The organism is Klebsiella sp. FDAARGOS_511 (assembly GCF_003812845.1).
GTDB lineage: Bacteria > Pseudomonadota > Gammaproteobacteria > Enterobacterales > Enterobacteriaceae > Klebsiella > Klebsiella grimontii.
On record NZ_CP033824.1, the window covers coordinates 337,604 to 355,958 of the forward strand.

The 18,355-nt window shown below is 46.2% G+C and carries 13 protein-coding genes and 2 pseudogenes; 5 read left to right on the forward strand and 10 right to left on the reverse strand.

Going from position 1 to position 18,355, the window contains the following annotated elements; translation table 11 throughout:
* Window positions 1-249: 249 nt before the first annotated feature.
* The 3 genes from EGY08_RS02615 to topA all read right to left on the reverse strand — a co-directional run bounded on the left by EGY08_RS02615 (window position 250) and on the right by topA (window position 4,566).
* Window positions 250-417, reverse strand: coding sequence for a YmiA family putative membrane protein (locus EGY08_RS02615; RefSeq protein WP_004121247.1), 168 nt, complete (start codon window positions 415-417; stop codon window positions 250-252).
* A gap of 245 nt (window positions 418-662) precedes the next feature.
* Window positions 663-1,637: an HTH-type transcriptional regulator CysB gene (gene cysB, locus EGY08_RS02620; protein ID WP_004121248.1), complete on the reverse strand. Its 975-nt coding sequence runs from the start codon at window positions 1,635-1,637 to the stop codon at window positions 663-665.
* 331 nt (window positions 1,638-1,968) lie between these two features.
* Window positions 1,969-4,566, reverse strand: coding sequence for a type I DNA topoisomerase (gene topA, locus EGY08_RS02625; protein ID WP_049112416.1), 2,598 nt, complete (start codon window positions 4,564-4,566; stop codon window positions 1,969-1,971).
* 410 nt (window positions 4,567-4,976) lie between these two features.
* Here topA and EGY08_RS02630 point away from each other — a divergent pair, with 410 nt between their 5' ends.
* Window positions 4,977-5,228 carry a YciN family protein gene (locus tag EGY08_RS02630; protein WP_004101388.1) on the forward strand — a complete coding sequence of 84 codons (252 nt, stop codon included), beginning with the start codon at window positions 4,977-4,979 and terminating at the stop codon, window positions 5,226-5,228.
* A 56-nt stretch (window positions 5,229-5,284) separates the two neighbouring features.
* On the opposite strand, the gene sohB is transcribed toward EGY08_RS02630, so the two are convergent.
* Window positions 5,285-6,331 carry a protease SohB gene (gene sohB, locus EGY08_RS02635; RefSeq protein ID WP_032741869.1) on the reverse strand — a complete coding sequence of 349 codons (1,047 nt, stop codon included), beginning with the start codon at window positions 6,329-6,331 and terminating at the stop codon, window positions 5,285-5,287.
* Between the two features lie 1,366 nt (window positions 6,332-7,697).
* Between sohB and EGY08_RS02645 the strand changes: the two genes are divergently transcribed.
* The 3 genes from EGY08_RS02645 to EGY08_RS02655 all read left to right on the forward strand — a co-directional run bounded on the left by EGY08_RS02645 (window position 7,698) and on the right by EGY08_RS02655 (window position 12,665).
* Window positions 7,698-9,695, forward strand: a complete 1,998-nt coding sequence (locus EGY08_RS02645) for a BCCT family transporter (RefSeq protein ID WP_123828149.1) — start codon at window positions 7,698-7,700, stop codon at window positions 9,693-9,695.
* A 66-nt stretch (window positions 9,696-9,761) separates the two neighbouring features.
* Window positions 9,762-11,036: a DUF2254 domain-containing protein gene (locus EGY08_RS02650; protein WP_123828150.1), complete on the forward strand. Its 1,275-nt coding sequence runs from the start codon at window positions 9,762-9,764 to the stop codon at window positions 11,034-11,036.
* 168 nt (window positions 11,037-11,204) lie between these two features.
* Window positions 11,205-12,665: a sensor domain-containing diguanylate cyclase gene (locus EGY08_RS02655; RefSeq protein WP_123828151.1), complete on the forward strand. Its 1,461-nt coding sequence runs from the start codon at window positions 11,205-11,207 to the stop codon at window positions 12,663-12,665.
* A gap of 219 nt (window positions 12,666-12,884) precedes the next feature.
* On the opposite strand, the gene EGY08_RS31305 is transcribed toward EGY08_RS02655, so the two are convergent.
* Together EGY08_RS31305 and EGY08_RS30970 are read right to left on the reverse strand one after the other, a co-directional pair.
* Window positions 12,885-13,322 (reverse strand): hypothetical protein, encoded by a 438-nt coding sequence (locus tag EGY08_RS31305; RefSeq protein ID WP_123828152.1) that lies wholly within the window; start codon window positions 13,320-13,322, stop codon window positions 12,885-12,887.
* Window positions 13,313-13,597, reverse strand: a pseudogene (locus EGY08_RS30970) (hypothetical protein); the annotation flags it as partial. The gene EGY08_RS31305 and the pseudogene EGY08_RS30970, both read right to left, overlap by 10 nt.
* Window positions 13,598-13,800: 203 nt before the next feature.
* Here EGY08_RS30970 and EGY08_RS30975 point away from each other — a divergent pair.
* Window positions 13,801-13,899 (forward strand): annotated as a pseudogene (locus EGY08_RS30975) (SOS response-associated peptidase); the annotation flags it as partial.
* A 95-nt stretch (window positions 13,900-13,994) separates the two neighbouring features.
* On the opposite strand, the gene EGY08_RS02675 reads toward EGY08_RS30975, so the two are convergent.
* The 4 genes from EGY08_RS02675 to EGY08_RS02690 form a co-directional block, all read right to left on the reverse strand.
* On the reverse strand, window positions 13,995-15,302 hold the full coding sequence (locus EGY08_RS02675; protein ID WP_123828153.1) for a hypothetical protein: 1,308 nt from the start codon (window positions 15,300-15,302) through the stop codon (window positions 13,995-13,997).
* Between the two features lie 268 nt (window positions 15,303-15,570).
* Entirely contained in the window at window positions 15,571-16,836 is a 1,266-nt protein-coding gene (locus tag EGY08_RS02680) for a Y-family DNA polymerase (protein ID WP_123828154.1), read from the reverse strand.
* Window position 16,837: 1 nt separating this feature from the next.
* Entirely contained in the window at window positions 16,838-17,257 is a 420-nt protein-coding gene (locus EGY08_RS02685) for a translesion error-prone DNA polymerase V autoproteolytic subunit (protein WP_123829397.1), read from the reverse strand.
* A gap of 488 nt (window positions 17,258-17,745) precedes the next feature.
* Complete coding sequence (locus tag EGY08_RS02690; protein ID WP_123828155.1) at window positions 17,746-18,297, reverse strand: recombinase family protein; 552 nt, start codon at window positions 18,295-18,297, stop codon at window positions 17,746-17,748.
* Window positions 18,298-18,355 lie beyond the last annotated feature (58 nt).

An 18,355-nucleotide genomic window follows, 5' to 3' on the forward strand; every position in this document is an offset into this window, starting at 1 on the left:
GGGCAGATATATTGAGAAGGATTGAAGAAGTCAGGTTTACGTCGGCGACCGTGGCGTATTAGTACATGAGTACAAAGAAAGACTAATCGCCATTATTCTGGCGATTAGTCCAATAGAGAAAATTTATCGAGCGAGTCTAAAAAGGGAAAAATTATATCCTCCTTATTACCGCTATTTTATCAGATAGAAATAATTCTCAATAATTCACTTGTCATAAAACTGACACAACCACTGTGACTGGAAGGTGCTCTAGCTTAGTAACCAAACGTTGCAGACAACCAGAGCAATGACGCTCCAGAACATCGCAAGCCCAAGGATAACGGCGCTCCAGGCCTTACTTCTCAAAACCGGATCTATCTCGGTCTTGTCACGTTCCTGTGACATCGCAAACTTCATATAATCGATATCACTAATCATTTTTTCACCACCAATCGCTAAGAATTACTAACCACAGATAAATCTTAATTATGGATGGACTATTAATCCAGTGAATTCGCTTTTCAGAAGATATCTTTCATCATTAATTTGATCACGGCAGGTATATTTGCAAATGTGGTACGAGGAGTTAACGAAAATTGTGATTCAGACGAGGTTTAGATATTCCATTTCAGGCCATTATAGGTTTTGGCATCCCCGTAAGGATGCCATTATTTTTTCTACGGTTATTTTTCCGGTAATTTAATATCTTTGAACATCGCTTCGATATCTTCATTTGAGCGCAAAGCGACGGCGGTATCGACCACATCCCGGGTCAGATGCGGAGCAAATCGTTGAATAAAATCATACATATAGCTTCGCAAGAAGGTACTGCGTCGGAAACCTATTTTTGTGGTGCTATGGCTGAAGATACCGTTGGCGTCGAGTTTGACCAGATCCGGGTCGGAAACCGGATCCACCGCCATACTGGCAATCACCCCTACCCCAAGACCCAGACGCACGTAGGTTTTAATCACATCGGCGTCGGTGGCGGTGAAAACGATGCGCGGCGTCAAGCCGGCGCGATTAAAGGCGGTATCCAGCTCGGAACGACCGGTGAAGCCGAAGGTGTAAGTCACCAGCGGATACTGCGCCAGCTCCTCAATCGATACTGACTCGCGCGAAGCCAGCGGGTGCTCTGGCGTGACGACCACGGAGCGGTTCCAGTGATAGCACGGCAGCATCACCAAATCATCATAAAGATGAAGCGCTTCGGTCGCGATAGCGAAGTCAGCATTGCCTTTCGACACCGCCTCGGCGATTTGCGTTGGCGACCCCTGATGCATGTGCAAGGAGACGCGGGGATAGCGTTCGATAAAGCCTTTGATAACGCCCGGTAGCGCATAACGGGCCTGAGTGTGGGTGGTGGCAACGTACAGTGAGCCCTTGTCTGGCCAGGTATGCTCCCCCGCCACCGACTTGATCGCATCGACCTTCGATAAGACCTCGCGAGCGATGCGTATGATCTCCTGACCTGCGGGAGTGACCTGCGTGAGATGTTTGCCGCTGCGGGCGAAAATCTGAATTCCCAGCTCATCCTCCAGCATGCGAACCTGCTTGCTGATGCCCGGCTGTGAGGTGTACAGGCCTTCGGCAGTCGAGGAGACGTTCAGATTATGGTTAACAACCTCAACGATATAGCGGAGCTGCTGTAGTTTCATGGCTGATATCCGATAGCACGTAAAATAAACCCGCTTAATACATTTTACGCTCAGGTCACTTGCTGTCGGGTGGGTTGCCCCGCCCATACCTGCGACTCGCCGTGTCGGCGCCACAACGTATCCTGAAGACGATGATGTATAAGACGATAAGATAATAAAAAAGAGATTAGCTATAACCACTATATCATTTATATCTACAGTGTATAGATACTAACAAAAAATAATAAGTCGGTTATAAGGCGAGAGAGGATACAGTATAAAATCTTGGATATCAGCAACATGCGGTGTTAAAAAAGGGCCGCGGCGCGGCCCTTTTATCCGGTTAGAGCAGTTACTTCTTCGCTTCAGTCCATTTGCCGTCAATATAGAAAGCTGACCAGCCGGTGGCTTTACCGTCTTTCTCTGACGCAACGTACTGCTGCTTAGTTTTACGGCTAAAACGCACCATCGTTTTGTTGCCTTCCGGATCCTGCTGCGGCGCATCGGCCAGATAGCGCAGCTTTTCTGCCAGGCGGTCGCGGAAGCGGTACAGCTCTTCCACCAGCGGCGCACGGGTTTCGCGCGATTTCGGGAAGGTGTTCGCGGCCAGGAAAACGCCCGCCGCGCCATCGCGCAGAACAAAGTAGGCGTCCGATTTCTCACACGGCAGCTCCGGCAGCGGCACAGGATCTTCTTTCGGCGGCGCCACTTCTCCGTTACGCAGGATCTTACGGGTGTTTTTACACTCGTCGTTGGTGCAGGCCATATACTTACCAAAACGCCCCATCTTCAGGTGCATTTCAGAACCACATTTTTCACACTCAACGATCGGACCGTCATAGCCCTTAATGCGGAACTCGCCCTCTTCAATCTCGTAGCCATCGCAGGTCGGGTTATTACCGCAGACGTGCAGCTTGCGCTTCGGATCGATGAGGTAGCTGTCCATCGCCGTGCCGCATTTTTTACAGCGGCGTTTGGCGCGCAGCGCGTTGGTTTCAGCGTCATCGCCTTCCAGCACGTTAAGCACTTCGTTTTCCGGCACCAGGTTTATGGTGGTTTTGCAGCGCTCTTTTGGCGACAGCGCATAACCCGAACAGCCAAGGAATACGCCGGTGCTGGCGGTACGGATCCCCATCTTGCGCCCGCAGGTTGGGCAGTCGATGGTGGTCAGGACCATGGGGTTCGGCTGCATGCCGCCCTCTTCCGGATCTTTCTCCGCCGTTTGCAGCTGCGAGGTGAAGTCTCCGAAGAAGTTATCGAGAACCTGTTTCCATTCGGCCTGATGGTTGGCCACCTGATCGAGACGGTCCTCCATCTGCGCGGTGAAATCGTAGTTCATCAGATCGCGGAAGTTCTCTTCCAGACGATCGGTGACGATCTCGCCCATTTTTTCCGCATAAAAACGACGGTTTTCTACCCGCACATAGCCGCGGTCCTGAATGGTCGAAATGATCGACGCATAGGTGGAAGGACGGCCGATGCCGCGTTTTTCCAGCTCTTTAACCAGCGAGGCTTCGCTAAAACGCGCCGGCGGCTTGGTAAAGTGCTGTGCGGGCGTCAGTTCGACCAGGCTCAGGCTTTCGCCCTTGTTGACCAGCGGTAAAGTACGATCTTCATCGCCTTTACGCAGGGCTGGCATCACTTTGGTCCAGCCGTCAAAGCGCAGCGTACGCCCGCGGGCTTTCAGTTTGAAATCGCCGGCTTTCACCGTCAGGGTGGTGGAGTCGTACTGCGCTGGCGTCATCTGACAGGCGACAAACTGGCGCCAGATCAGCTGATACAGTTTCTGCGCATCAGATTCCATATCTTTTAACGTTTCGGCCAGCACGTTGACGTCGGAAGGACGAATCGCTTCGTGCGCTTCCTGAGAGTTTTCTTTGCTGGCGTACTGATTAGCGCTTTCCGGCAGATATTTCTTACCGAAGTTATCGCCAATATAGCCGCGCACCATATTCAGCGCGTCCTGGCTCAGGTTCGTGGAATCGGTACGCATATAGGTAATATGCCCCGCTTCGTAGAGACGCTGCGCCATCATCATGGTTTTCTTCACGCCGAAGCCAAGACGCGTACTGGCGGCCTGCTGGAGCGTGGAGGTGATAAACGGCGCGCCTGGCTTGCTGCTGGTCGGCTTGTCTTCACGCTCCAGCACGCTGTAGCTGGCTTTCTCAAGCAGCGCAACCGCTGCCATGGTCTCTTCACGGCTCACCGGACGGAACGGCTTATCGCCGCTGTGAGTCACCTGCAGCGGTAACGCATCGCCGCCTGGCGTCGTGGTGCTGGCGTCAACTTCCCAGTACTCTTCCGGAACAAACGCCTTAATCTCACGCTCGCGTTCAACCACCAGACGTACGGCAACCGACTGGACGCGGCCTGCGGACAGACCACGGGCAATTTTTTTCCACAGCAGTGGAGACACCATGTAACCCACCACGCGATCCATAAAACGGCGCGCCTGCTGAGCGTTAACACGGTCAATATTCAGTTCGCCCGGCTTTTCGAAAGCCTGACGGATAGCATTCTTAGTGATCTCATTGAACACTACGCGGCTATAGCGCTGTTCATCACCGCCGATAACTTCCCGCAGGTGCCATGCGATGGCCTCCCCTTCGCGGTCAAGGTCGGTTGCGAGATAGATGTGGTCAGCTTTTTCCGCCAACTGTTTGAGTTCGGAAACAACCTTTTCTTTACCCGGAAGTATTTCGTAGTGCGCATCCCAGTCATGCCATGGGTCCACGCCCATACGGTTGACCAGAGCGCCGCGTTCATCCTTCTTAGGCTTTTTAGCCCCTTTGGTGGAGGTAGAGTCGGCGCTCTTTTTGGAAGCTGAGCCACTGGTCGGCAAATCGCGGATATGACCGACGCTGGACTTAACCACGTAGTCATTACCCAGATACTTATTGATCGTTTTGGCTTTTGCCGGGGACTCAACGATAACGAGAGCTTTACCCATATTCACCTTTACCTAATTTGATTCATCCAGGAATACATCGCACATTGATTCACCATCCACTGGCGACACGTCACAACCTATGTTGCGTCGTTATCGATGGATATCAACCCTTTGCACCGGTTTCACTTCCATAAAACCAGATAGCTGAGTTTGCTGGCTTTTTCTTGCCAGGCGACATAGCACGAATAATTTTTGGCCGAATGTCAAGCAAATCTGTTGCCAGATCGCTGAAAGCGTCACACTGTACCTGATAAAATTCGTTACGCAACTTTATTAGCATGCAAAAGCAAATCCCGCCACTAAACTGATGTTTATTAAGCTCCTGCGATTACCCCTGTAAGATCCATGGAAAATTTGCCCCTTGTCGTCGCGCGGCGTAGACTAGCCGCGAAGAATCACAGGAGGCATTTATGCAAGGTACAACCCAACCCATCGATCGCCAGACGCTTCTGGAAAAAGCCAACAAACTCATTCGCGAACATGAAGATACGTTAGCCGGGATCGAGGCCACCGACGTCGTTCAGCGTAACGGCGTGCTGGTGTTCAGCGGCGAGTTTTATCTTGATGAACAGGGACTGCCAACGGCGAAGAGTACGGCGGTATTCAATATGTTTAAATATCTCGCGCACGAGCTGTCTGATAAGTATCACCTGGCGGATTAACCGCTGCGCGCAGGGCCAATACGACAACGCGAGGCCGGTGCCTCGCGTTGTTTTGTTTACATTAGCGGCTTTTGCCCACGCTGCCACCAGCGCAGCAGCAGTTTATCGGCGCTTTCCGCCGCACTGCCGGTAAACCGGTCGAGCATTTTCTTACGCTGCTGGTAGCGCACGCTGATAACCTCATGCTTGTCCATCAGGCCCAGCAGAAGTTCATCGCTGGTTTCCACCGCGTCAACAAGGCCTTTTTCCAGCGCCTGAACGCCATACCAGTGTTCACCCGTCGCTACCTGCTCGATATCCAGACCAGGGCGCATCCGGTGGACAAAGTCTTTGAAGAGTCGGTGGGTATCGTTCAGATCTTCGCGGAATTTCTGCCGCCCTTCTTCGGTATTTTCGCCCAGCATCGTCAGGGTACGTTTGTACTGCCCGGCCGTATGTAGCTCAATGTCGATGTCCTTGTTCTTCAGGAAACGATTGATGTTGGGGATCTGCGCCACAACGCCAATAGAGCCAAGGATAGCGAACGGTGCACTGACGATTCTGTTCGCCACGCAGGCCATCATATAGCCGCCGCTGGCCGCAACTTTATCTACCGCGACCGTTAACGGGATCTGTTTGTCGCGCAGACGCTGCAGCTGCGAAGCGGCAAGGCCGTAGCCGTGGACCACGCCGCCGGGGCTTTCAAGGCGAATCACCACCTGGTCGCGCGCTTTTGCCGCCGCCAGAACGGCGGTGATCTCTTCGCGCAGGCTGCTGACTTCGTGGGCATCCATGCTGCCTTTAAAATCCAGCACCCAGGCGCGCGGTTTCGCGTCCGGCTCGGGAGTTCCCAGCTTTGCCCGCGCCTTTGCCGCTTTTGCTTCCTGCTTAAGCTTTTTCTTTTGCGCTTTATGCCACAGCTTCTGCTGCGGCCCATCGAGCAATGAAGCCGCCAGCTCTTCCTTCATCTCCTTATATTGCTCGCTAAGATTGGTTACCCGCAGCTCGCCGCGCTGTTTTTTGCGCTGAGTCAGGTTAACAATAATGGCGACGATAACCGCAATTGCGACAACGATGGTCGCGATTTTGGCCAAAAACAGGCCATATTGAGCAAGTAATTCCACGTTTTCACCTTGTGTAAACCGCTGACGTTGGCGCACAGTGTACATCAGCCATCGGCGAGAAGTCTTTGTGCTTTGTGTCGCGTGCGAGGCGCCTTCCTGTTTTTTTCAGCGACGATGAAATCGTTGCAAGATATTAATTCCGCGAAGAGTTTCCGTTTCGCCGATTGCAATAGCGGGCGCTTTCAGGCATAAAGACAAAGAAAAGCATGAAATAACAATAAATATCAATACTTTAATCAATAAACAGATTAAAAAACACACTACAATTTACTACATTTCACTACAAATCCAGTCACTATATATCAATTACTTAAGCCCTCTTTGTGACCTCACAATTCGCCCTTCTTATATAAGAATACCGTAAGCGTCATATGCCAAGATTCAGCGCACATATAAAGGATGCTCATCCCGAAGGTTTTCTTTGTCCTTTTCCGTGTCGCCTGGTTACTCCACAATTGCGACACATCTAAACAGGACTATCATCTTGCCTCAAATCGTTGATCGCATGGGTTGCAACTCAGGGCTCATCAACTTCTCCAGGACACCATTAAGTAAATACATGCCCATGCAACCGTCTCTTCAACTTAACTGTTCAGACCAGAAATATCTGGAAAAACCAGGCGTTTTCTCAGAAGATATCCCGCGCGCAAAGACGCACACAGCAATAATGTCATGAAGTATTTTCCCCTAAGTGTGCCTGCTCAGGGGACTTTTTATTAGCAGTCCATCCTCCAGCCTTATGTCGTTGACATGGTGTTGGGGCTATCGACTTTCATGACAGCTGCAAGTTTCTGTTAAGCCTCTGACCAGCATTGTCCGCTATACGCTGGAATAGCAAAAGCAATCGAACCTTTGGCTCTTGACTTTAAAGCATACCAGGCATGCAAGAGGTCATAACGTCGTCCCGTAAGAATTTTTGCTACTCCAAGTGATAAAGTGACTGCTGCTAACCCATGCATTATTGCTCTCAAGTGGGTACATATATCCATTTTCATACACAAAAATATTGGTCTTTATGTCCTTCATGGTCAGAAATGTTGAGGATTCGAGCCAGCCAACTTCAGCGGTGATTGCGGTAAGGTGGTGCTGACTGTTCCCCATAGTTTATCCGAATGTGCAGCGATAAATGCCAGCCCGAAATACCAACATTATCTGGCGTCATGTCTAACAGCAGAGTATTTGCCCGACCTTCCCATTCCGATTGAATAATCCTACCTGCTTAACTTCAAACAAAGTCTGGTTTCTTTCTCAGCAAGTCTTCGTATTCATATGGTTCAGTTAGACTGCATTAATAGGATAATTTTGCTACTCTGAAAAGGTTACACCTCTCACCTAGGGCGACTTATCAATTAATGGAATGTATAAAATGAGTGAACATGACACGATCCCTAAGAAGTCTCAGAGTCAGATTAATAAAGCAGTATTTTATACCTCTGCTTTGTTAATTTTCCTTCTTGTCGCTTTTGCTTCGCTCTTCCCCGATGCAGCTGACAAAAACTTCAAGCTTCTGCAGCAACAAATTTTCACTAATGCCAGTTGGTTTTACATCCTTGCTGTAGCACTGATCTTACTGAGCGTTACATTCCTGGGTCTTTCTCGCTATGGCGATATAAAACTTGGCCCAGATCACGCGCAGCCTGATTTCAGCTATCACTCCTGGTTTGCAATGCTATTTTCAGCCGGAATGGGGATAGGCCTTATGTTTTTTGGCGTAGCCGAGCCGGTCATGCATTATCTATCTCCACCAGTAGGTACACCGGAGACCGTCGCTGCAGCAAAAGAGGCAATGCGGCTGACTTTCTTCCACTGGGGACTCCATGCCTGGGCTATTTATGCTATTGTCGCGCTGATACTTGCCTTTTTCAGTTATCGTCATGGTCTTCCACTGACATTACGTTCCGCGCTTTATCCTATCATTGGCGACCGTATCTATGGTCCTATAGGCCATGCCGTTGATATTTTCGCTGTTATCGGTACAGTTTTTGGGGTAGCGACTTCGTTAGGATATGGCGTCCTGCAGGTTAACGCAGGTCTGAACCATCTGTTCGGTGTTCCCATAAATGAAACAGTCCAGGTTGTTCTAATCGTTGTTATCACCGGGCTCGCTACTATCTCTGTCGTATCGGGACTGGATAAAGGAATACGTATTTTGTCTGAGTTAAACCTTGGACTGGCAGTTATATTACTTGCACTAATTTTATTGTTGGGCCCGACAGTTTTACTCCTCAAATCATTTGTTGAAAATACAGGTGGATACCTTTCCGAACTGGTGAGTAAAACGTTTAATCTTTATGCCTACGAGCCAAAGTCGAGTAACTGGCTGGGTGGCTGGACATTATTGTACTGGGGTTGGTGGCTTTCATGGTCGCCGTTTGTCGGTATGTTCATCGCACGAGTTTCTCGTGGCAGAACCATCCGCGAGTTCGTGACAGGTGTGCTGTTTGTCCCCGCTGGATTCACGCTATTGTGGATGACTGTTTTTGGCAACAGTGCCATTTATCTGATAATGAATCAGGGAGCAACAGATCTCGCAAACACTGTTCAGCAGGATGTTGCGCTTGCGCTGTTTAATTTTCTTGAACATTTCCCTTTCTCGTCCGTACTTTCATTTATTGCCATGGCTATGGTCATCGTCTTTTTTGTGACATCTGCTGATTCCGGAGCAATGGTAGTTGATACGCTGGCTTCTGGCGGCGTGACCAACACGCCAGTATGGCAACGGATTTTCTGGGCATCATTGATGGGGATAGTCGCTATTGCTCTTCTCATTGCTGGCGGACTTAGCGCGCTGCAAACGGTGACAATAGCAAGTGCTCTACCTTTTTCAGTGATTCTGCTTATCTCTATTTATGGCTTGCTCAAAGCACTGCGTCGCGATCTCACAAAACGTGACAGTCTCAGTATGGCGACAATCGCCCCTACTGCAGCCCGTAATCCCATTCCATGGCAGCGACGGCTGCGTAATATTGCCTATCTTCCAAAACGTTCTCTTGTTAAACGATTCATGGTTCAGGTTATCAGACCAGCGATGTATCTGGTGCAGGAGGAACTCAATAAACAGGGCACGCAGAGCCATATCGGTGATGAATCAGAAGATCGTATTCGATTTGAAGTAGATTTAGGCAACGAGTTAAACTTTATCTATGAAGTCAGACTACGTGGATACAATTCTCCGGCATTCGCGCTAGCAGCGATGGATAATGATGAGCTGCAATCTGAACAGCATCGTTACTTCCGGGCGGAAGTTTATCTTAAAGAAGGTGGACAGAATTATGATGTGATGGGCTGGAATCAGGAACAATTGATTAACGATATACTTGATCAGTACGAGAAGCATCTTCACTTCCTGCATCTTGTTCGTTAATGACTAAGTGCCGTCCTTAGGACGGCACTTTTCAATAACTATTTTGAATTCCGGATGGGAGTTTATATGATTTCTCGCTGGCAATGGCACCTGACTCAGACATCACGAAAGATTTGGTTTAGGGCAACGCTTTTTGCTATAGCAGCTGTACTCACTGCGCTGCTATCAATAGTGTTTAAATCCATGATACCGCCATCATTTTCCGTGCGTATAGGTGCAGAAGCCGTTGACAATATACTGAATATACTTGCATCAAGTATGCTGGCAGTAACAACCTTTTCGCTAAGTATCATGGTTACTGCTTATGGTTCAGCAACAACAAACGTAACACCACGAGCAACCCGCCTTGTTGTTGAGGATTCAACTACACAAAATGTGCTGGCGACTTTTATTGGCTCTTTCTTGTTCAGTTTGGTCGGGATAATTGCTCTGAACATGGGGGCATACGGAGAGCGCGGAAGGGTCATTCTCTTTATTGTCACTCTAATTGTTATCGCACTCATCCTCATTACATTATTGCGCTGGATACAACATTTAACCTCATTAGGACGCGTCGGAGAGACGACCGCAAGGGTTGAAAGTGCTGCAATTAAAGCCTTCTCTGACCGAGCTCAGACACCTTACCTTGGAGGTTTTCCGTGGCCAGAAAACGGAAAACCTCCCATGGGGACTTTCACTCTGTACTCCGAGCAAATTGGTTACATTGAACACATTGATATGGGTAGGCTTTATCTTTCACTTGAGGACAGCGCAATACACGTCTACCTGAATGTACAACCCGGTAATTTTCTACATCCTTCAATTCCGGTGATGTATCTCACTGAAAGAGTTTCAGATGAAAAACATCATAAATTAATGTCTGCTTTTACTATTTCTGAAACCAGATCATTTTCACAGGACCCCAGATTCTGTTTGTGTGTATTGTCAGAAATCGCAAGCCGGGCACTTTCTCCAGCAGTGAATGATCCTGGTACTGCAATCGACGTACTTGGACGTTCTGTCAGAATTTTATCGTTTTATGCGCAGGAAATGCAAAAGAGCACAGATATCTTATATCCTAACATACATGTTGCACCACTCTCCATTGACAGTATTTTTGATGATATCTTTTCACCCATAGCCAGGGATGGAGCTACCTTACGTGAGGTGCAAATAAGATTATTAAAATCCCTGAGCATGTTGGCAAACGCATGGCCAGATATTTATTCAGAAAGCGCTAGAAAACATGCAAGAGAAGCTTTGAATTATGTAGAACATTCTCATCCATTACATTCAGATCTACGCTTATTACATGAACTCTACGCCGACACTTGGTTAAATAGTTCATGTAAGGATGTATGACACCATTAACTTTGAGAGTTTTTGAATCTCTCTCTAGCACAGGCTAAAACGTCTACTATTATTAAACTAACAATCAATTTTGCTTTACCATGGTTGTTATTTTCATGAATTTTTAACCTCTTATCAGAGCTTTCATGAACATTTCAAACATCATTAAGGTTGTAACCTATGCCACATAAAAATCCACACATTAACAGAATCCACATTCTTTACAAATCAATGGTAAAAAGATACGTCAATATTGATGAAACATTCAAGATAATCCTTGATGAAGGCCTTAAGGCATTTAACTTATCTCTGGGTATTGTGAGTCAGATTGATGGTGATAAATACACATTACTTGCTGTTTCCGGAGCTCCAGATGGAGTATACCCGGGATTAAGCCTTCAATTAAAAAACACCTATTGTAAAAAAGTTGTAGATGAGAAGAGAATTATAAGTACGAAGAATGCCGGCATAAATAAAAGTTACAACACACACCCTGTATATATAAACATGAAACTCGAAAGCTATATTTCAGCACCTATATGGGTAAGAAGTAAGATTTGGGGAACAATTAATTTCTCCTCAACAAAAATCAAATCAGAAGATTTTAGTAGTGAAGATCATGAATTCATCAGTCTTATGGCTGAAGGAATAGCATCGCTTTTGGAAATAGATATTTTAACTAAAGAAAAAGAAAGTATTATTCAATCTTTAGTAGAATCAAATCAGATACTTGAGAAGATATTTGATAACTCCACCATTGGTACGGCTATAGTTTCTGAAGAAGGGCGATGGGTAAAAGTTAACCAAGCACTTATAAATATGCTTGGATATGCTAAGGAATACTTGTTATCCACAGACTTCCAAATGATCACACATAAAGATGACCTTGACATTGACCTCAAACTTTTAGAGTCATTAAAAAAAGGTAAAATACCATATTATGAGCTTGAAAAAAGATATATTAAATTCAATCATGATAGTATTTGGTGTCTTTTAAGCGTATCAATGATGAAAGATGAAGTAAACAATGTCATATATTACATTTCTCAAATCCAAAACATCGATGACCGTAAGAAAATGGAGCTAGACATTATAAATAAACAAGAAGAACTTACAAATGCAAATGAAGAATTAGAAAAAATGGCTACATTTGATGCGTTAACTAACATATACAACCGAAGAAAGTTCATGATTTTATTCAACGAAGTAAAGACAAAAGCAGAATACAATCTAGAACCTTTCTCACTCGCCGTTATCGATATAGACTATTTTAAATCATATAATGACGACTTTGGTCATCAGGAAGGTGATTTAGCGTTAAAACATGTGGCACTCAATTTAACCTATGCGTTGGAGAAAAAAGGGATAGTTGCCCGATTCGGCGGTGAAGAGTTCATTGTGCTGATCCCAAGCACAACCGAAAATGAATGCTTAATGGCATGCGAAAAATTAAGAAAATCTATCGAGGACATGTCAACACTACAAAGGAAAATAACTGTGAGCGTTGGTGCTGTAACCATATCCCCGAAATCAGATTGTATAATTTCTTTTGACGACATATTCAAAATTACGGACTCGAAGTTATATGAAGCCAAGAGATCAGGTAGAAACCGTATAAAACATGCTTATTTAGAGTATTGATAGTTAACTTCATATGCCGCAACTGTTACGGTTTGCGGCATCGATAGAATGTACAAAAAGTTCGTTAAATTTTATATCTTGAGATTCCTAAATGCTTTTATAGGTCCAGACTGCTTTGGCGGCAGACTTTTATCGCATTGTGATTTCAAATTCATACTGAAAGATACTTATAAATTATCTTCACATCCCCCCTATCATATCGGCCACCTGCTGTCGGGTTTAGCTAGCTATTAACAAGTTCGATACTTTTCTCGCACTACTACTGCTTACGTTGACGCCAGGTAGAGATTTAGCTGCCTGACGTAAGGCGGCGTTGAAAGCGATTATGCTGACCGGGCAACATTGGTACTTAACACGGTTAGAATGACTCTGAAATAAAAAAACATCTTCTGGATAGCGCTCTCTTCTGCGAGCAATTATCGCCACTACTGGAGGGGATAATTCAACACGTAGCGCCTTCAGGCGTCGATGTTTGCGTATCACTATCGAGCCAGCTTCAATATCAACATATCGAAGACCAAGCAGCCTTCCAGCGCTTAAACCCGTGTGAAAAATTAATGCCCACAATTCAGCCCATGTATCTGAGATGAGAACAAGATTGCTGTTTATAGTTAGAAATTGTTCAAAACTAATTGTTTTCTTACCGTTCACGAGCAAACCAAACTGTTTTCAAAACTGAAAGCACTTTTTCTCTCAAATGTTACATAACACGGGAAGGGCTGGAACCCTTGATCGCGGACGGTAACAGGAAAGTATTTGTAAATCGTTTTTACTTCCACGCCTATCACATCGGCTACCTGCCGCCGAGTCGCTCCCAAATGCAGCATTCTATGGCACCGCTCCATAACATCTTCGGTCATTATCTGGACGCCGCCGACTCTCCCCTGCTTTCTCGCTGCAGCTAAACCGGCTCGGGTACGCTCTACGATAGCATTTGCAAAAATCAACTTTAAACCATTTAAAATCATATTGTTACATTTTAAAACATTGTTTTTTTAATTGGTTTTAATACACAAATTTATACACATTATTTTAGTTGTTCGCTCCGGCAGTCGTTTGTTATGTGACTGTCGGAGTTATCCCCTCCCTTTGACCCATACATTCTATACTTTCAGTCTGAAGACTGGAGGTAACCATGTGCGGACGATTTACCCAATCACAAACCCGTGATGAATACTTGGCTTATCTTGCTGAAGAGGCCGAGCGGGATATCGCCTTTGACCCCGAACCGATCAAAGATAAAAGTTATCATAGATAATCTAATGACTTATAAAATGAACAGCTTCACACTGTTCACTTTATATTTACCGAGATATCTAAATAACTTCACTAAGTATTCATTGGTGAATCATTTTTTTCATTAGATGCAATTTTTTCGCTAGTCTTTAACGCTCCTTTTGAAACATCATTTGCAGCATTTAGTGCTTGCTCAGCAATTTTTTTTATTTTATCTGAAAACCCTGGAACTACTTTTAACGCTTCCTTAAAGGTATCTGACGTCAATAATTCATGATAGGGGCTTCCATGTGTTTCGGTTTCCACTAAGCGTAGAGGTAGTTCATCTAATCTCGAAAGTGCTGAGGCTAAAAGTTTAACCTCTAAATTTTTATCTATACGAGAAGCTTCACTTCTAAATCCTTCATATGCACGGGATATTGAGGCTTTAAACGCATAATCCTCTGAAAGACGAAACCGTTGCCCTATCTGTTTTGTAGCCAACCACGCAAACCAGACAGGCCCACCTATAGATAATATTGATAAAAATAATCGTATTGTTATAACAGATGAAGATGGTTGAGGACTGCCAGTCGCAACCAATAGACCATGAACGTTTATTGTTCCGAAAATCGCCGCAGTTATAAGAGCTACAATTAGCCCCCCTATCCAAAACGTCATTGACTTGTTGAGAGCTGCTGAACGCTCACTAAAAGCTGCGGCCAGACCCACACTAGTTGACGCAGCATATGCGGTTTCGCAACGCTTTAGTATGTCATCAGCATTAACTCTCATTGATATGAGCTCATTCAAAATATCATTTCCCTCTTCTTTTAAGAGCTCAATCTTACTAGCACTCATGTCGCTTTTTGAGATTGTTTCTTTAATTTTTTCGCGAGACTCGGTTAGTAATTCAAGGTCGGCTGGAAGTTGTTCTGCTGTATTGAATGCTTGCTCTATCCTTTCAACCATAGAAGATAACGATGCAGTTCTTGGTTCAACTTGTTTTAATCTTGCCTCAAGAGCTCTAAGCCCTCTCACTGCTCTTTGTAGATCTGCATTATGATTTTTATCAAATAACTTGTTGAGTTCTTCCTTAAGCTCATCTAATGTCATCAAATAGGGAGGGACGCCTGCCGCCACATTCCCCCATAAATTAGGAATAGTTGAATCGGAGATAAACCTGAGCCTTTTTTTGTAGTCCGTGAGGATACTTATATTTTCATCAGGTATATCATCTTCTATACATTCAATTAGTGAAATTAAATTTCGAGCTTTATTGATTAGATCATTTTTAGTTAAGCCCGGAAATGTCCAATTAGCATGGGCAATATTAAATGGATCATTAGTTGGAATGATCGTACCTAGCTTTGATATTATACTTTCAAGTTCTACTGTGAGGTCTGATAATACTTCATTCATAAATACCGCCAAATTAGCCGTTGATATGATATAATTTCATTGAAAGTGTACTGTAAACAACTTAACTTGCCAATAAAGATTATCGACTCTCTCGTTCTAGCCCCCTTCTAAGTAGTATCAGGTTGCATAATATCCTAGGCTGTCAGAATAAGATGAACTAATGAAAGAATAATTTAATCAGATAATGTCCTACTATAGCGTAATGTTTCCTCTGATTTAAAATTTTAACAATGGGGTTAAGTGAGTGCTATGCATAAGAAAATAAATTTCACCTGACATGCATAAAATCGCTGTACCTAGTCGTGTACCGCGGCGAAAGCATTTCCCGCTTCATCTGCCAGGCAGTCTGGATCCCCTGCCCCGCAAAATAGAGCGTCCCCCTGCCATCCTTTGCATTGAGATGGTCGAGGACTTCCATTAACTTTTCGCTGTTCTGCCGCGGTGCGTTGTCATCAAAAAGATTCAGCTGTGCCACGCCCTGGCTGTAGAAATCGCCCAGCATCACGCCGGCCTTCTGGTAACGGTGCCCGTCTCGCCAGATAGCATCGAGGCATTTAGTCGCCGCGGTGATTATGTCCCTGCTGTCCTGGGTCGGGGTCAGCAGCTTTACTGATGCGCTGTTGCCGTAATATGGCTCGTTGAGCGCAAAGGGGCTGGTTTTGACAAAAGCGGAGATAAACCGGCAATACTGATGCTCGCCGCGAAGTTTCTCGGCTGCGCGCGATGCATAGCTGCATATCGCCTGTCGAATTTCATGATATTCAGTGATGCGGCCACCGAAAGAACGGCTGCACACAATTTCCTGCTTTATCGGCGCGAACTCCTCAAGCTCAAGACATGGCTCGCCACGCAGCTCCCGCACAGTTCTTTCCAGCACGACGTTAAAATGTTTCCGGATAAAACGAATGTCCGTATCGGCTAACTTAAGCACCGTGTCTATCCCCATGGACTCCAGTTTTTTACTGATGCGGCGCCCAACACCCCATACTTCATCAACCGGCAATAGATCCATTAACTTTCTCTGCCGTTCCAGGTTCGACAAATCAACCACTCCCCCGGTCTGCCGCTGCCACTGTTTCGCGGCGTGATTGGCCAGCTTCGCCAGAGTTTTTGTCTGGGCTATGCCAACACCAACCGTGAGGTGCGTCCGGCGCAGAACCGTCTCGCGAATTTCCCGGCCAAAGTCGGTAAGGTCGCGACAGTTACGAACTCCTGTCAGATCGCAAAATGCCTCATCGATACTGTAAATTTCGCATCGTGGAGAGAGCTCTTCAAGCGTAGTCATGACCCGGTTCGACATATCCGCATAGAGCTCATAGTTGCTACTAAACGCGATAATGCCGTGCCGACGAAACATGTCCTTTTGTTTAAAATACGGCTCCCCCATTTTGACAAACGGCTTGGCTTCTGCACTAAGTGCAATCACACAACCATCATTATTGGAAAGGACGACTACCGGCCGCCCTTTCAGATCTGGTCTGAATACCGTTTCGCACGATGCATAAAAGGAGTTCACATCGCAAAGCGCAAACATCTCAGCCAGCCGACTTGATTATATAAGTTACGACCCCGAAAACGTCGAGAGTGTCCTCACTACCGACGACTATCGGGGAATACGCGCTATTCATTGGGTTTAGCTGAACCCGCGGATGCAACTGCAGTTTCTTAACAGTGAATTCCCCGTCCACCGCGGCAATCACAATATCGCCATGGACTGCGGTCCTTGAACTATCCACGACCAGAAGATCCCCCTCACCGATCCCGGCGTCCTTCATGCTATCGCCGGCAGCTTTGACAAAATACGTCGCGCTGGGGTGGTTAACTAGCAGCTCGTTAAGGTCGATACGCTGCTCAACATAATCCTGGGCGGGACTTGGAAAACCACACTGAACAAGGTCGCTGTACAATGGGATCAGGATAATCTTACGTAACTCAACGGGCGTGTAAAACCGCATGATAGACTCGCTCATATAAATACTGTTTATATATACAGTATATTTAACCCAACCACATATCAATATAGGTTCCGGCTATCAATTCGCGACATTGACGTAACGCATTGATGTAATGAGTAAGGTAAGTCGTAAAGTGCTTTCAGTGCTGAACTGTTTGATGATTTTGCGAACAATGCGAGGATAAAATTTTTCAGCTATGACACTGCCTCCATAGCAAATTGCTCACCTGCAGGCTCTTGCATACGGTTACCAGGTAGGGCTCTGAAGTGCCTGGTAGCAAAACTTCATTGTTTTGTAAAGCTCAGCAACTATTTTTATGTCGTGGTGTCTAATGTGTAATCAATAAAACACAGGCTCTTAAATGACTACTTTACTCGTTGCCGCAACACTCTTTACTATCTCAGGACTCATGATGTTTGGGCTTTTACAACTGTGGGAAGGCATATCAAATAATCACGAAAAGTTTTGATAGCCATTAGGCTTAAAACTCATCCCGTTACTGGCAAATATTTATAGATAGTCTTCACCCCTACACCGATCACATCGGCTATCTGCTGGCGTGTAGCTCCGTTCTCCAGCATACGGCGGCCTCGTTCCACAACTTCTTCGGTCATAACCCGGCGGCGGCCACCGATCCGCCCCTGCTCTCTTGCCACCGCCAGCCCTGCGCGTGTCCTCTCTACTATCAATTCTCGCTCCATCTCCGCCAGAGCGCTCATGACGTGGAAGAAAAAGCGGCCGGCGGCTGTGCTGGTATCGATCGAATCAGTCAGACTCCGGAAATTTACCCCGCGCGCCTGCAGCTCCGATACCAGGGTGATAAGGTCACGCACGCTTCGCCCCAGCCGATCCAGTTTCCAGACCACCAGCACATCACCCGGTCGCAGCCGCCGCAGCGCACGCTTTAACCCTGGTCGTCTGGCATTCTTTCCGCTGGCCGTATCTTCGAAAACCAGCTCACATTCTGCGCGGATCAGCGCATTTTTCTGTAAATCGAGGTTTTGATCCCCGGTTGACACCCTGGCGTAACCAATCAGCATGATGTAACCCTCTGAAATAGCTGATTGTAAAAAGCTCCGGTCTTTCGCTCAAACCCTC

Bases quoted from the DNA above. Each gene is read 5' to 3' on its own strand.
- EGY08_RS02615 (WP_004121247.1), bottom strand. From the start codon at position 417: ATGATTAGTGATATCGATTATATGAAGTTTGCGATGTCACAGGAACGT.
- cysB (WP_004121248.1), bottom strand. From the start codon at position 1,637: ATGAAACTACAGCAGCTCCGCTATATCGTTGAGGTTGTTAACCATAAT.
- topA (WP_049112416.1), bottom strand. From the start codon at position 4,566: ATGGGTAAAGCTCTCGTTATCGTTGAGTCCCCGGCAAAAGCCAAAACG.
- EGY08_RS02630 (WP_004101388.1), top strand. From the start codon at position 4,977: ATGCAAGGTACAACCCAACCCATCGATCGCCAGACGCTTCTGGAAAAA.
- EGY08_RS02645 (WP_123828149.1), top strand. From the start codon at position 7,698: ATGAGTGAACATGACACGATCCCTAAGAAGTCTCAGAGTCAGATTAAT.
- EGY08_RS02650 (WP_123828150.1), top strand. From the start codon at position 9,762: ATGATTTCTCGCTGGCAATGGCACCTGACTCAGACATCACGAAAGATT.
- EGY08_RS02655 (WP_123828151.1), top strand. From the start codon at position 11,205: ATGCCACATAAAAATCCACACATTAACAGAATCCACATTCTTTACAAA.
- EGY08_RS02675 (WP_123828153.1), bottom strand. From the start codon at position 15,302: ATGAATGAAGTATTATCAGACCTCACAGTAGAACTTGAAAGTATAATA.
- EGY08_RS02680 (WP_123828154.1), bottom strand. From the start codon at position 16,836: ATGTTTGCGCTTTGCGATGTGAACTCCTTTTATGCATCGTGCGAAACG.
- EGY08_RS02685 (WP_123829397.1), bottom strand. From the start codon at position 17,257: ATGCGGTTTTACACGCCCGTTGAGTTACGTAAGATTATCCTGATCCCA.
- EGY08_RS02690 (WP_123828155.1), bottom strand. From the start codon at position 18,297: ATGCTGATTGGTTACGCCAGGGTGTCAACCGGGGATCAAAACCTCGAT.